15 protein-coding genes are annotated in these 13,184 nt (G+C 44.1%); 6 read left to right on the top strand and 9 right to left on the bottom strand.

Going from position 1 to position 13,184, the window contains the following annotated elements; genetic code table 11:
- Positions 1 to 8: 8 nt before the first annotated feature.
- From LAY57_RS02010 to LAY57_RS02000, 3 genes are all read right to left on the bottom strand, one after another.
- On the bottom strand, positions 9 to 1,463 hold the full coding sequence (locus LAY57_RS02010) for an MFS transporter (RefSeq protein WP_249064699.1): 1,455 nt from the start codon (positions 1,461 to 1,463) through the stop codon (positions 9 to 11).
- Between the two features lie 162 nt (positions 1,464 to 1,625).
- Positions 1,626 to 1,895, bottom strand: coding sequence for a type II toxin-antitoxin system RelE family toxin (locus tag LAY57_RS02005; protein ID WP_249064620.1), 270 nt, complete (start codon positions 1,893 to 1,895; stop codon positions 1,626 to 1,628).
- The gene (locus LAY57_RS02000; RefSeq protein ID WP_249064619.1) at positions 1,892 to 2,095 is read right to left on the bottom strand and encodes a RelB antitoxin-like protein; all 204 of its coding nucleotides are present in this window, start codon (positions 2,093 to 2,095) and stop codon (positions 1,892 to 1,894) included. Before LAY57_RS02000 ends, LAY57_RS02005 begins: the two co-directional genes overlap by 4 nt.
- A gap of 294 nt (positions 2,096 to 2,389) precedes the next feature.
- Here LAY57_RS02000 and LAY57_RS01995 point away from each other — a divergent pair, with 294 nt between their 5' ends.
- Positions 2,390 to 2,545, top strand: coding sequence for a PIN domain-containing protein (locus LAY57_RS01995; protein WP_249064618.1), 156 nt, complete (start codon positions 2,390 to 2,392; stop codon positions 2,543 to 2,545).
- 44 nt (positions 2,546 to 2,589) lie between these two features.
- Here the strand turns inward: LAY57_RS01995 and LAY57_RS01990 are convergent, their stop codons facing one another.
- From LAY57_RS01990 to LAY57_RS01975, 4 genes are read right to left on the bottom strand one after another with little or no spacing between them, the layout of a single operon-like run.
- Positions 2,590 to 3,033: a hypothetical protein gene (locus LAY57_RS01990; protein ID WP_249064617.1), complete on the bottom strand. Its 444-nt coding sequence runs from the start codon at positions 3,031 to 3,033 to the stop codon at positions 2,590 to 2,592.
- Between the two features lie 55 nt (positions 3,034 to 3,088).
- Positions 3,089 to 3,679, bottom strand: a complete 591-nt coding sequence (locus tag LAY57_RS01985; protein WP_249064616.1) for a hypothetical protein — start codon at positions 3,677 to 3,679, stop codon at positions 3,089 to 3,091.
- Positions 3,660 to 4,388 (bottom strand): Tat pathway signal protein, encoded by a 729-nt coding sequence (locus LAY57_RS01980; RefSeq protein ID WP_249064615.1) that lies wholly within the window; start codon positions 4,386 to 4,388, stop codon positions 3,660 to 3,662. Before LAY57_RS01980 ends, LAY57_RS01985 begins: the two co-directional genes overlap by 20 nt.
- Positions 4,389 to 4,390: 2 nt before the next feature.
- On the bottom strand, positions 4,391 to 4,924 hold the full coding sequence (locus LAY57_RS01975) for a hypothetical protein (RefSeq protein ID WP_249064614.1): 534 nt from the start codon (positions 4,922 to 4,924) through the stop codon (positions 4,391 to 4,393).
- A 233-nt stretch (positions 4,925 to 5,157) separates the two neighbouring features.
- On the opposite strand from LAY57_RS01975, the gene LAY57_RS01970 reads away from it, so the two are divergent.
- Together LAY57_RS01970 and LAY57_RS01965 are read left to right on the top strand one after the other, a co-directional pair.
- Positions 5,158 to 6,558, top strand: coding sequence for a helix-turn-helix domain-containing protein (locus LAY57_RS01970; protein ID WP_249064613.1), 1,401 nt, complete (start codon positions 5,158 to 5,160; stop codon positions 6,556 to 6,558).
- Between the two features lie 176 nt (positions 6,559 to 6,734).
- On the top strand, positions 6,735 to 7,268 hold the full coding sequence (locus LAY57_RS01965) for a phosphoribosyltransferase (RefSeq protein ID WP_249064612.1): 534 nt from the start codon (positions 6,735 to 6,737) through the stop codon (positions 7,266 to 7,268).
- Here the strand turns inward: LAY57_RS01965 and LAY57_RS01960 are convergent.
- A complete protein-coding gene (locus LAY57_RS01960) occupies positions 7,248 to 8,198 on the bottom strand; it encodes an AEC family transporter (RefSeq protein WP_249064611.1) in 951 nt (316 codons plus the stop codon). The two genes, LAY57_RS01965 and LAY57_RS01960, sit on opposite strands and share 21 nt — an antisense overlap.
- 203 nt (positions 8,199 to 8,401) lie before the next feature.
- Between LAY57_RS01960 and LAY57_RS01955 the strand changes: the two genes are divergently transcribed.
- Positions 8,402 to 9,223: a M15 family metallopeptidase gene (locus tag LAY57_RS01955; RefSeq protein WP_249064610.1), complete on the top strand. Its 822-nt coding sequence runs from the start codon at positions 8,402 to 8,404 to the stop codon at positions 9,221 to 9,223.
- A 191-nt stretch (positions 9,224 to 9,414) separates the two neighbouring features.
- Here the strand turns inward: LAY57_RS01955 and mrdA are convergent, their stop codons facing one another.
- Complete coding sequence (mrdA, locus tag LAY57_RS01950) at positions 9,415 to 11,253, bottom strand: penicillin-binding protein 2 (RefSeq protein WP_249064609.1); 1,839 nt, start codon at positions 11,251 to 11,253, stop codon at positions 9,415 to 9,417.
- 286 nt (positions 11,254 to 11,539) lie between these two features.
- Here mrdA and LAY57_RS01945 point away from each other — a divergent pair, with 286 nt between their 5' ends.
- Together LAY57_RS01945 and LAY57_RS01940 are read left to right on the top strand one after the other, a co-directional pair.
- Positions 11,540 to 12,682 (top strand): ABC transporter ATP-binding protein, encoded by a 1,143-nt coding sequence (locus LAY57_RS01945; protein ID WP_249064608.1) that lies wholly within the window; start codon positions 11,540 to 11,542, stop codon positions 12,680 to 12,682.
- A 50-nt stretch (positions 12,683 to 12,732) separates the two neighbouring features.
- Positions 12,733 to 13,131 (top strand): hypothetical protein, encoded by a 399-nt coding sequence (locus LAY57_RS01940; RefSeq protein WP_249064607.1) that lies wholly within the window; start codon positions 12,733 to 12,735, stop codon positions 13,129 to 13,131.
- Positions 13,132 to 13,184 lie beyond the last annotated feature (53 nt).

The raw sequence follows: 13,184 nt of genomic DNA, 5'->3' as shown, positions 1-13,184 counted from the left end.
ACTATTGACTATTGACCACTAACATTTTGCTTTTCTTTGAGTTTCAGCAAGATTTCCGCATGAACTTCGCGAGTAATCGGGTAAAAATAGGTCAGCACCAAACCACAGATGAGAGCAATTGTTGGCAGCGGGCCAATAGCAATGCGGATTGCAAACAGGACAGAATCGGGTTGAATAGGCGTCGGAACGTTGGCCAGGGGCTTCATATATCCAGCCCAATCTAAACTTTTCAAAACCAAGAAGACTGCGATCGCCAAACAAACTTTTTGCAGTAATACCACAAAGCTATAAAATATACCTTCCCGACGCTCTCCGGTTCTCAATTCATCCAGTTCGATCACGTCTGGCAACATTGACCAGGGAATTAGATAAGCCGTAGCAACACCGAAACCTGCCATCACCGATAAGACATACATCAATGATATTTGACCGGGCTGTAAAAAAAAGAGTCCTGCCTGTGCTATTATCCAGACTCCCATTCCCATAAAATAAACTGCTTTTTTGCCTACCCGTTCGCTAATCGCACTCCAGACAAACAACATCACTAAAGCAGTTCCTTGGACGCCGATAATTACTTGCGCGATCGCAGAATCTGGCAAGCGCATCCAACTAACAACGAAGTAAGGAATAATAGCAGCTGTAAGCTGGACACCGAGCCAAGAACAAAGATAGATGCCGATCACAAACAAAAACGGGCGATTGCTCAAAACAATCCGCAATTGTGACAAAATTGGTGTGGATACGGGCCGATCGATCTCAGGGTGTTGTGCTGCTACAGCCATAACGCGAGAGCGAACCCCCCAAACACACCAATACAAAGGCAATACGGACATCAGGGCACAAACCGCTCCCACTACCAAATACTGCTGAATGCGGTCATTCGGAATCACACCGGCAATAATACCGACCACAATCACAGAAAGAATACTGCCGCCTATTGAGAAAGCAAATCGAAAGCTGTTGAGGTTAGTGCGATCGTCGTAGTCTTGAGTCAGTTCGGGCGTCAAAGCGGTGTAGGGCAAATTGACGACAGTGTAGAAAGAATTAAACAGAATCGATATAACAACGTAGTACCAGAACAATCCCCACTGATTGGTAGCCTCATCACCACTAAAACGGGGTACAATCCACTGCAAAAAGAAAGTAACCCCGAAAGGAATCGCGCCGTATAACATCCAAGGTAGACGACGACCCCAGCGGCGGTTTTGGGTGCGATCGCTCATCACACCCACAATGGGATCGTTCACCGCATCCCAAACCTTGCCAATCAGCAGCACCCATGCCGCCAATCCAGTATTCAAGCCAGCCACATCGGTAAGGAAATATGCCGTATAAAACACCCCAATATTAGCCGTGATGGCAGCACCCATATCACCAGCACCATAAGCCAGTTTGGTGCCGAAAGTGAGCTTTTCGCTCTCAGGTGTGGAATCGGAATGGGGAGAATTGGCAGGATTACTCATACTACTGACGATCGATTGTACTTGGCTAATTTTAGGCTCAAATGTTGCCAAACGCTGTATTTTTGTTTGGCTGAGCGCCCTTGGTGAGGGGAAGCAGTCCGCTTTGGTTTGAGCGATCGAGCTTTTTTGGTCTGATGCAGCCTAAGAGATAGGCGATCGCACTCAAGGAAAGTAGCGGTAAAATTCCTTTCGATGTAGTGTCCTGTAATACGTAACTGTTTTGCCATCAAATACAACACCGATGCGATAGTCACCTAATCGAATTCGATAAGCATTTTCATATCCCTTTAGCTTTTTCAAATTGGGGATATCTTCAAAATTAGGGATGTCTGGTATTTCTTCAAAAACCAGTGCTTTAATAGATTCAAACACTGGCGTACTTTTAAGCGCCTTGAGGTCTTTAATAAAACTAGGTAGATACTGTGTATTCACTCTTTTTCAAGTTCTGCTAGCGCTTCATCTAAATTAAGGGGGGTTTCATCTTTTACTTCCATCATGGCAAGTACGAGTCCTTCATCCTCCATCGCTTCTAGGAGGCGCTGATAATCACTAAAATTGATAACGACTTTTTGGATAGTACCCTTAATGTCAATTATCAGTTCTTTAACAAATGGATAATCTTCAGCTTTCATTTGAGTTTTGGGCGTGATAATTATATTATAAATGTAGCGCTGCTATTTTCGGTAATTATAGCATATAAAATGCCGTTAGGCAGGCTGCGCGTGAAAAGAAGCGATCGTAAGAGTCCATTCTCAGATTCCATTTGGACAAATATCCCACTTGTTGGGCTTCATAAATGAAATCGCGGTAAGTTAACATGAAACGAAGCGATCGCTCATCCTACATATCAACCGATCGCAGAGAGAAATTTAATTCAGGTCGAGGGAAAGTCTGTTTCTGAAACTATCATTGAGGAACGGCGTTAAATGGCAATTTACTTCATAGATAGTAGCACATTGGTCAAGCGTTATATTAGCGAAATTGGCTCGGCTTGGGTTTTAGGGCTATTCGATCCAACTTTGAACAATGAGGTATATATTGGAGCAATAACTGGTGTGGAAATTATCAGATTGTTAAGTTAATTATCCGATCAATAACTTTTTTCTGACGCATCCTACTATAGCTGCTAGCGATTACGATTTGGAAAAGGAATTCGGCGTCCTTCTGCGGCGCTGCGTTGGCGGCTACGATTAAGTGGATTATTCCAAAATGTAGTTACTATTCTACCGTTCTGGGTCACTACGGTAGCATTGCGACCTTCATAGCGCACTCTCATTCTACCATTACGTCCGCGTTGATGGTGTTGACGAACAATCCTACCTTCTCGAACTGCTTGAAGTACATCTCTGGCAGGAATATTGTGTTTTCTCTTTCTGTTCTGACCGTGCTGTCTGGGGGTAGGCAAAAAGCCGCGAAGACGGGTTCCAATAATCCCAGTCCGAGGTATTGGATTGCGCGGACTCCGATTTAAACGAATGCGAGGTCTAGCAAATGCTGCACCCACATCAGAAAGTAGAATCACAGCAGTTACAAGTAAAGCCAAAACTGATTTGAAACGAGATGTTTTCATCAGGGATTCTCCTTGCTAGTTGATTTGGCTGAATAATAGCCTACAAATAATTTATCTACCGACAGGGGTTTGTAAGTCGGTAATTTCGATGTTTTGGAAAAAACTGACCTATGAGCCTGCCGGATTTTATACCTAAAACATAATTTTTTCGATTTAATATACCTAATGTTCCAGTAATTTGACACTGCCGATTAGCAGTCACACCATTAAATATTTCCCTATTTTCATTTACTACCTTTCTAATTGCTCCTACAATATCACGAACATCCATATCTTCATCAAAAAATGTTTGGTACTGTTCTCGTGAACCATCCCAATAATTAGGATGATGACTTTGGAGAATATGCCGCATTCCGTCTCTGTTCAAAGTAAAATCTACAGAACGACTTACTCTAAAAGTTTGCGTTCTGAATCCTCTCAAAGCATCATTCAAATCACTTCTTCTAGGTCTTGGAATAATAGTTTCCCTGCTAACTAAAATTTCATTTACACCATCTGCTGAAATACCGAGTTTACTTGCCGATTCCTGATGTGTGTATAAAATTTTAGCTTCAGCTTGAAAAGATAATCCCAGAAGGATAAGTAAAGAAGCAGTTAGTTTTAGAGGTGTCCTCATAGCTAAAAAATTACGAAAATTTGACTTCAACAATGATTTCCCGGCGCGGCTGACCACCAGCTTCAACAATTAGCTCAACATTACCACGTCCACCGCGACCAGGTTGAATTAACTCATAGCGAGAAGTAACTTCGCCCATGACTGTACGATAGTTTTGAAAACAAACATTTCGGTTCCCAGTTGCATCAGGAAAACTATCTCCTTCCCAACTACACCAATCATCCAATTGAGAACGCACGGGTAAAAGTGAATCTGCAACCTGATTAGGAGAAAGTCCCTGTTTGGCTAGCACTTGAGTAGCAACGTGAATACCTACCATTGTGGGGCCAGTAATTTTAGCAGTGCTAGTTCCATCTTGAGATTTCTGAACAAAACCGAAACCCACATTTGGCCCCCATTTATCTTGTCTTTGTTGCCCCCAGATAATATTGGTTTGAGCGCGTGCAAGTTCGGTTTTATTTTCTCTGAATTGACGCTCAACGAAATCCCGGTCAGCTAGTTGAATTGCCAAAAGTTCTTCTTCAGAAGGGCCAAATTCGTCGGATAATGCACCTCGAATAATTCTGCCAGCAGCAAAGCGCAATAAGCCACCAAAAACAGCACGGGATGATAATGCTCTCAGCAGAAAGCCGAAAATAAACGCTTCTGCTGGTTTAGGGAAAAATATACCAGAGGTAGTCGCTAGAGAAGCGCCACCTATAATACCTAACTTAGTAAATTTACGTCTGCTGATGCTCATAATTACCGCCGGCGACCAGGTGATGAGGAAATAGGTTCAAGTAAGGCTTGAAAAAACCTAATATAACCAAAGGAATTTTTATCCCAGGGAATTTCTATTGCTATGCTGCTTGCACGGCTAACATCAAGCAACACCAGTGCTTTATCTCCTTGACCGATACTTCTAGATTCCACTTGAACCCCATCCAGATATATATTTACTTCTAAGACGCCCTTTGATCTCTCATCATCAGCCATACCAAATGCTAAGCGAAGAGTTTTAAACCTGGGTGGAGACCCACCAGGTCTAATCCTGCAAGTAACCGCAGAACCTCCTTCATTAAACGGATTTGAACCTGCACCCATTTTATAGATAGAAGTGAATAACTCTCTACCAATAGAAATATTTGTGTTGTCACTTGAGGCAAAGCCGCGCTCAACGCAACCAGTTGAAAATAGAGAAGTGGTGCGCTGTTGTCCTTCCGCTACTTGCCAAGCCGATCCCGCAAAAACCAGGCATATCGCCCCAAATGCGGCAACTTTACGAATAAGCTTCATTTTTACCCTGCGCTCTACTGCTTGCGTTGTTTTGGTTAAAAAAGTAGAACTTTATCTGACCAGTAAAATGGCACAGTCTTATAGTAAATCCCTTGTGCTAAACGCTACCAACTGAAAAAAACAGATTTGATGGCATTTTTATAACAAAATATTAAGGTAAACCCCGAAAAAACCTGATTTTCTTGGCTTATACTAAGCTATAATCCCCAAAACCCTTATCCTACCTAACCTCTATGACTATTACGGAAGTTTTACAATTTGTAGATCGGTTAGTCGAGAAACAAACGGGTGAACACCTAGACGATCTGCAAAAAACTGTCATTCAAGGAGTTTGGCAAGGGAAAAGTTACAATCAAATTGCAGATGAATCTGGGTATGATAAAAACTATGTGGGAGATGTTAGTCGTAAGTTATTTAAGATTTTATCTGAACAGTTAGATGAAGATATTAATAAATATAATTTTTGTTGGACGCTAGAAAGATTTATAAATTCAGAAAGCGTTATAAATTCTGCTCAGTTTGTTGGTGTAAATACAAATATTACTTATTGTCCGTTTTATCCTCCAGCAGATCCAAATCAATCTATCAATAAGGAAGAGAAAACGAACAAAAACAGAAGATATCACGATTTAACCCTAGCACCGAAAATTACTCATTTCTACGATCGCACTCTCGAACTTCAAACCCTATCCGATTGGCTAACTAACCAAAATACTCGTCTCATCTCAGTTTTAGGATTAAGTGGAATTGGTAAAACTACCCTAGTTAAACAGTTTCTTGACCTAAATATACAACAATTTGATGTAGTTATCTGGAAAATTCTCAAACTATCCCAGTCTTTAGATGGTATTCTTACTGAAATTTTCACAGGTATCAATACCGAGCTTATTCAATCTGACAATAAGTTAACTCAATTTTTTAACCTTTTACGCCAGCAAAGATGTTTAATTATCCTTGATGATGTGGAAGAATTATTTGTCAGTGGACAATTGGCAGGACAATTCAAACCGGAATATAAGAACTATCAAAACTTGATGAAAATGATGACAGAGATAGAACATCAAAGTACTTTAATCTTAATCAGTCAAGAACAATGCCAGGAAATGCTCTGCTTAGATGAAGAATTATACCCTATTAAATCCTTAGAGTTACAAGGCTTAAACAATACCGAAATACTGAAAAGCCTGAAGTTAAAAGACGAGTCAAGCTGGTCAAAGCTGATTGAAGTCTATGAAGGTAATCCGGTTGATTTAAAAGATATTGCGAATTTAATTAAAAATATATTTGATGGGAAAGTCGCTGATTTTTTGAATGAAGATGGGATAATTGTCACTAAAGATATGAAATCACGCTTCACTGAATTATTCAAACGAATATCACCGATAGAACTAGAGATTATTTTACAATTAAGTAAATTTGATCGACCTGTGTCGAGAGAAGATTTAAGAGAAAATCTATCTCTATCATCAATGGATTTGATGAATGGGTTACAATCTTTGAGCCAACGTTATTTACTCAAAAGAATAGAAGGAGAGAAGATATTGTTTGATTTATCTCTGATTGTTCAAGTATATGTTAGAACTTGTTGTCAACTACGAAGTGCTGAAACAATTGCCAGCGGAAGTTCAGGCTGATGAAACAAGGTAAGGCAAAATATGCTGATTTCTATCCATTTGCGCTCCAGCGGGGTAATGATTTGTATACTGTTGTGAGCGTGTTAAAACGCTTCGCTCAATTGCTGGGCGAATAAGTAAAGTACTCTACAGTTTTTCTTTAAACTGGTAGCATGATATATACGATCGCGTCACTTATGCCCGACATTTACGTCTCTTGGCCAGACTACTACTCTAAAATTGAACACTTGGCTGTCAAAATCTATCAGTCCGACTGGAACTTCAACCAGATTATCTGTCTTGCTAGGGGTGGATTGCGAATTGGCGATACTCTATCTCGGATTTACCGATATCCGCTGGCAATTCTGGCTGCCTCATCTTACGGTGGTTTCGAGAACCGAGAGCGAGGCGATCTCACATTTTCCTCTCACATAACTATGACCAATGACCAACTCGGCAGCCATATCCTTTTAGTCGATGACTTAGTAGATTCTGGCACAACTCTCCAGCAGAGTGTTGTCTGGCTAAAGCGCAATTATGGTTCCCAAATCGAAGAAATTCGGACAGCGGTACTCTGGTACAAAGGCTGTTCTGGAATTGCCCCAGATTACTGCGTGGACTATTTACCGGATAGCCCCTGGATTCATCAGCCTTTTGAACCCTACGAGAATATGAATATAGCCGATCTAGCAGCATCTTATCCGGCAGCTTTAAACTCCAAACAGCCATAGCCAAATCGGTAGGGTGAAGAAGAGTAAAGCTGTACCAAGTGCGATCGCAGTTACGGCTAAATCTCGGTCTAGATTATAAGCTTCCGCAATAATCAGAGTCGCAAAAGCTGGCGGCATTGCCATTTGCAACAAGATTACCAGCAGAGGTAACCCAGTCACACCCAAGCTACGCAATCCGTACCCCAAAACTAAAGGAACCAGCAGCATTTTAATCCCCAAGGAAATGGACGCCTGTCGCACACTGCCCCAAGAAGATAACTGGCTCAACCGCATTCCAATTAGTATTAGGGACAGCGCTATTATCGTCCACGCAAACCACTGTAAGCTGGTATCAACTACATCTGGTAGGGGCAGGAGTCTGAAAGCCAGTCCAAATCCCAAACTCCACAGAGCGGGAGTTTTCACAACCGCACCGAGTAATTGTCCAAAGCTATGCGCCCCCGTCCCAAAGCGAGCAGCAAGAGCAACGCCCAACCCATAGGTTCCCAGGGTGCTGCCCAGCAAGTCGTAGAAGACTGCCCAACCAAAGTATTCCTGTCCAACTAGGGCAAGGGTGACGGGATAGCCTAAGTAGCCTGTATTGCCCACCATCGATGCCAACAAGAAGCTGCCCTGATTCTGCTCTTCGCGATCGATTTCTACACCAACATTAGATTGAAAATATGCTCGGATCTTAATCCCCGCCCAAGCAAGTCCTGCCCCCAATAGAATTGCCGCCCAACCTGCCACTGGTGCGATCCAAATTGGCCCCGATAAATTAGTACGTCGCAGAAACGCCACAATACTAATCGGGACTCCGATCCAGAAGAGAAACTGGCCCAAATAAGCGGGCACGCTTTTAGGCAGGATGTAGCCTAGAAACCATCCCAGGAGAACTCCTCCCGCGATCGGCATATAGAGTTCCAAAAGCTTAATTTCCGGACTGGACATGGTAGCTGAAGTTAAAGGAAATGGTAGCAGTCCGTTATCTTTTGTCAGTTGTCCGAGTGTTTTTGACCAATGACAAGGGAATTTTAGATTTTAATTAAATCTGCAATCTGCAATTTTCAATCTTCCCTTCCCAAAGACCAATCTGACACCGTTACAATTTCTTTAGTGTTCTGGTTTCGATCTTAAGTGCAGGAGTGAATGGTGTGGATAATGCCAGCTTGTCTGGAAACCCGTCTAAGGTAGCAACTTCTTCTATGGAGGATATTCCCGAAGCCTTACGGGAAGTGCAGTCCCCATCACCCCAGCCGCGATCGCAGCGAGTCTGGCTGGTGGGACTATTAGTGGGATGGGGAGCTTTCGCTCTTTTTGCCGGTCTTTGGTTCGCCAGTTTATCTCAATCTTCCTCTCAGACAACGACATCTCAAAAGAGTCAAGCAGCACCCACCACCGAACCAAGTCCCACCTCAACTGAAGCTGTCAGTAGTTCCCCCCACTCGCCGGATATAGTCTTGGGAAAATCAGGCCACTTTGCTTACAAAGAAGCCCCCGGAGCAGAACTTCAACCCATTGCGGCGGATGGTCGTCTTAAGCTACGCAAAGCTGCTGCCCAGCAGTATAACGCTATGGTGGCAGCAGCTAGGGCACAGGGTGTGATTTTAGTGCCGATTTCGGGATTTCGCTCAGCGGCGGAACAGCAGCACCTGTTTTTTGACGTTAAAGCGCAGCGGGGACAGGTAGCAGCAGAACGAGCGACTGTTAGTGCGCCGCCCGGTTACAGCGAACACCACACGGGTTATGCCGTCGATGTTGGGGATGGAAGAGTACCGGCAACCAACCTGAGTCCCAATTTTGAAAAGACTGCTGCCTTCAGGTGGCTCCAGGCTAATGCGGCTCGCTATAGCTTTGAGATGTCGTTCCCGAAAAACAATGCTCAAGGCGTCAGTTATGAGCCTTGGCATTGGAGGTTTGTGGGCGATCGCGACAGCTTAGAAACTTTTTACAAGGCCAAACAACGAAAAATTTAAAATTCAGCGACTGGGGCATTGGGGTCAGTTTTGGCATGGGAATTGCAAATTTTAGATTGCAGATTTCAAATTTTTTTTGAATTGACAATTTTAAATCTGAAATCTGAAATTGAGGTCAGTTTGGGGATTGGAATTCCAAATTTTAGATTACAGAAATTAGATTTAATTTCAAATCTAAAATCTAAAATTCCTTAACGCCGTCTGACTTTTTTAACTTTAACTGGCTTCGCTGGGGCCTCTTTACCCCCATTCTTAAGGCGAAAGTAAGCTTCCATAACTTTTAGCACCTTGGGAGCTGCAAACTTGCCGCCACCACCGCCGGAATGTTCGCCAAATACCACAACAAGAATTTCTGGATTATCTATAGGCCCATAGGCACCGAACCAAGTGTGAGTTAGTTTACCGTGTGCCACTTCCGAAGTGCCGCTTTTACCAGCAGCAGGTGGAATAGTTGGGGAATTCATTACCGTGCCCGTACCGCTACTTACCACAGCTCTTAAACCTTGCCGCACCACTCGAACGGTTTCTGGTTTCAAATGTAAATCTACCCGCCAGTTTTTTGCTTCCTCATTATCTTTTAGCAAGTGAGGTTTGACGAGGTAGCCACCGTTAGCAGGCACGGCAAACATCACGGCCACCTGTAGTGGTGTGGTTTGCAGAAAACCTTGACCGATCGACATATTGACCGTATCTCCAATAGTCCACTCCTCTTTCATCCGTCGCTGCTTCCAGTCATTATCTGCCACCAAACCCGCTGTTTCTTCAGCTTCCAATTCAATGCCAGTTTTTTGACCAAAGCCATAGCGTCGCGTCCAGTCAATCAGGGTTGGTCCTCCGGTTCTCATTCCCACTTGGTAAAAGAAAGTATCGCTACTCCACTTCAGACCGCCCACAAATCCCAATGGGCCAAATCCAGCGTGGTTCCAATCTGCAAAGAAAATCCCTCCGACCCTGATACCTGCATAAGTTGGCAACACCGCGTTTGGAGAAAATTTGCCCGATTCAATAGCAGCAGTGGTAGTAACGATTTTAAAGGTACTCGCCGGTGGAAAAGCCTGGAGGGCACGGTTGACAAAGGGGTGGTTTGCTTTTTGCAGCTGCTGCCATGCTTTTTGGGTGATTCGAGGCGTAAACAAATTGGGGTCGAAAGCAGGACGACTTACCATTGCTAAGATTGACCCATTATTGGGATTCATCGCCACAATTGCACCTCTGCTATTCCCAAGTGCCGCTTCCGCCGCCTTTTGCAAATCTAGGTCTATAGTTAGATGCACATTTTTGCCCGGTTCTGAGGCTTTATCCCCCAAAATACGCAAAATCCGATTTTTGCCATCTACCTCGACCTGTTGACCGCCCCAGGTTCCCCTCAGAGTTTTCTCAAAGGCGGCTTCCACGCCCATTTTCCCCATGACATCTCCGAGTCGATAGTCGTTGCCTTTGCCCTTCGCCTTACCTAAATCTACATCGTTCAGTTCACCCGTATAACCCAGGACGTGGGCTGCCACTTCGCCGTTGGGGTATACTCGCGCCGGTTCTATGTCTACCTCAACTCCTTCTAGCTGAGTTTGGGATTCTTCTAGGGCTACTATCTTTTCGGGACTGATATCGCGCTCAATCCGCACGAGGGTGGGATTGTTTTCGCCTACTTGTTCGATGCGCTTTTGAATATCTGCTTCTGGAATCTCCAGGATCTCGGAAAGGCGTTTGCGCGTGGTAGGCCAAGATTTTTGCTTCTGTGCTAAAGGCCAGAGATATACTGAGCGGGAAAGACGGCTGCTGGCAAGGATTCTGCCTTTGCGATCGAAAATGTTGCCCCGTTCGGGTTGTTTGGGAATCACACGAATTCGGTTGTTGTCTGCCAGATCCCGGTTGTGTTCTCCTTGAATCAGTTGCAGGTAGGCAAGACGACTGCCCATCCCTCCTAGCATTACCAAGGTAATAATTATCATCACAACCGAGGACTGGTAATTTCGTCCGACCGTGCGGGTCTTTGATTTTCTGTCTGATGAGGAAGACCAAAGCAAGGTCATACGGCAGTACTCCTAAAGTCTTGAGTTCCAAAGTCCTGAATTTAGAGTTTGACACTCTTTAGCCTTAGCTGTCGGGATTTGGACAAAGTTTTGATGATTAACTTTACCAATATTCGCGTTTTCCTTGTGCCCTTGGTTCCAGCCAAATACTATATTGACAGGCTGGGCAGCTGGCTTTAGTCAGTGGCAGAATGTCAAAATAAGCAAAAGGGAAGATTTGCCACTGGATCAACAACTATGCTGATTGTGCTGGCAACCGGGTCATCGCCACAAGGATTTCGCCATTATGTCTCAGACTGCTGTTCAGAATCCAGACGCTAATAGCACAGACACAGGACTGGATGTTGAACTCCGTAAAGTTTTCAAGGTGTTCAATGGAGAGACTGCTGTACGGGGGGTTGACCTTGAGATTCACCAGGGCGAATTTTTTAGTATTCTCGGTCCATCTGGGTGTGGTAAAACGACTACGCTGCGCTTAATTGCTGGGTTTGAGATGCCTTCAGCTGGTGAGGTGGTAATTCAAGGCAAGTCGATGACTTATGTGCCACCCTATCGCCGCCCTGTAAATACTGTGTTTCAGAGTTATGCTCTGTTTAACCACCTGACTGTTTGGGAAAATATCGCTTTTGGATTGCGGATTAAAGGATTACCGAAAGCTGCGATCGCAGAACGGGTTAAAGAAACCCTCAAGCTGGTTAAAATGGAAGCTTTCACCAACCGATTTCCCACTCAGCTGTCTGGAGGGCAGCAACAACGAGTGGCACTAGCACGGGCCCTGGTGAACCGGCCTGCGGTACTTTTGCTGGATGAACCCTTGGGAGCGTTGGATTTAAAGCTGCGTAAAGAAATGCAGGTGGAGTTATCTAATTTACACCAAGACTTGGGGCTGACTTTTGTGATGGTTACTCATGACCAAGAGGAGGCGCTGAGTCTTTCAGATCGGATTTCGGTAATGCACGAGGGCCAAATTGAACAAATAGGTACGCCCAGCGAAATCTACGAGTGCCCCCAATCTGCTTTTGTAGCTGACTTTATTGGGGATACGAATCTGTTTAGAGGCCGAGTTTATGCCTTGGATGCCTCAGAAATACAGGTGGTGACAGAAACTAAAATGAAGATTGCAGTCCAAAAACAGTCCTCCTCAATGTCTTGGAATTCCCAAGAAGCTGTGGTGGTTAGCGTGCGACCTGAGAAGATTCAACTGAATCTGGAGCCGTCCTGCGTTCAGGGGAACTGTTTTGAAGGACGCCTGAAGCACGTGATGTATTTGGGAACCCACGTTCACTGCGTGGTGGAATTAAATTCGGGCGATCGCATTACTGTCAAGCAGCCTAACACCTTTGCCAGCTTACCTGACCCCCAAACTCCTATCTATGCCTACTGGACACCAAAAGATTGTCTGGTTCTGGCTTCTAGGGATACGGCATGATTAACTTTATTCATCTAGCCCATTGACAAATGACAAATGACTGTTGACAAATGACATTAGATCTGTTTTTACAAGAGTTGGAGTCCCATTGCTCTTCAACTGCGATCGCTACCTTTTTGGGCAGCGACGGACAACCTTTTGTGGTTGACATGAACCGAGAAGCAGGTCGCGTCACTTATGGCTACCACAAAACGATCAAAAAAATATTTATGGGGAAACTGATGGACGACTGCAATCCATCTGCTTCTCTGATCCTCCGCTCTTTTACCTCAGAAATCGATGAATTCACCAAGTTACCGTATAAAGAACTGCGCGGCTACCTCCTTAGACGCGACGGCAATAACCTGGAATTTGAAAAAATATCCCCCGAACTGATGTTTGCCTATCAAAACACGGACGCCAAAACAGGTGAACCGCTCTCTTTAGAACAATCAGTACGATACTGTTAAATGGTCATCGGCTAATTTCAGATTTTAGATTTTAGATTTCAAAACTTAACTTT

It is taken from the genome of Argonema antarcticum A004/B2, from assembly GCF_023333585.1.
In the GTDB taxonomy this organism is placed as follows: Bacteria; Cyanobacteriota; Cyanobacteriia; order Cyanobacteriales; family Aerosakkonemataceae; genus Argonema; species Argonema antarcticum.
Note: the sequence above shows the minus strand (reverse complement) of the source record. Positions and strands in the feature narration are given on the sequence as shown.

Excerpts from the sequence above, each read along its gene's own strand:
- LAY57_RS02010 (WP_249064699.1), bottom strand. The coding sequence starts at position 1,463 with ATGAGTAATCCTGCCAATTCTCCCCATTCCGATTCCACACCTGAGAGC.
- LAY57_RS02000 (WP_249064619.1), bottom strand. The coding sequence starts at position 2,095 with ATGAAAGCTGAAGATTATCCATTTGTTAAAGAACTGATAATTGACATT.
- LAY57_RS01995 (WP_249064618.1), top strand. The coding sequence starts at position 2,390 with ATGGCAATTTACTTCATAGATAGTAGCACATTGGTCAAGCGTTATATT.
- LAY57_RS01990 (WP_249064617.1), bottom strand. The coding sequence starts at position 3,033 with ATGAAAACATCTCGTTTCAAATCAGTTTTGGCTTTACTTGTAACTGCT.
- LAY57_RS01980 (WP_249064615.1), bottom strand. The coding sequence starts at position 4,388 with ATGAGCATCAGCAGACGTAAATTTACTAAGTTAGGTATTATAGGTGGC.
- LAY57_RS01975 (WP_249064614.1), bottom strand. The coding sequence starts at position 4,924 with ATGAAGCTTATTCGTAAAGTTGCCGCATTTGGGGCGATATGCCTGGTT.
- LAY57_RS01970 (WP_249064613.1), top strand. The coding sequence starts at position 5,158 with ATGACTATTACGGAAGTTTTACAATTTGTAGATCGGTTAGTCGAGAAA.
- LAY57_RS01965 (WP_249064612.1), top strand. The coding sequence starts at position 6,735 with ATGCCCGACATTTACGTCTCTTGGCCAGACTACTACTCTAAAATTGAA.
- LAY57_RS01960 (WP_249064611.1), bottom strand. The coding sequence starts at position 8,198 with ATGTCCAGTCCGGAAATTAAGCTTTTGGAACTCTATATGCCGATCGCG.
- mrdA (WP_249064609.1), bottom strand. The coding sequence starts at position 11,253 with ATGACCTTGCTTTGGTCTTCCTCATCAGACAGAAAATCAAAGACCCGC.
- LAY57_RS01945 (WP_249064608.1), top strand. The coding sequence starts at position 11,540 with ATGTCTCAGACTGCTGTTCAGAATCCAGACGCTAATAGCACAGACACA.
- LAY57_RS01940 (WP_249064607.1), top strand. The coding sequence starts at position 12,733 with ATGACATTAGATCTGTTTTTACAAGAGTTGGAGTCCCATTGCTCTTCA.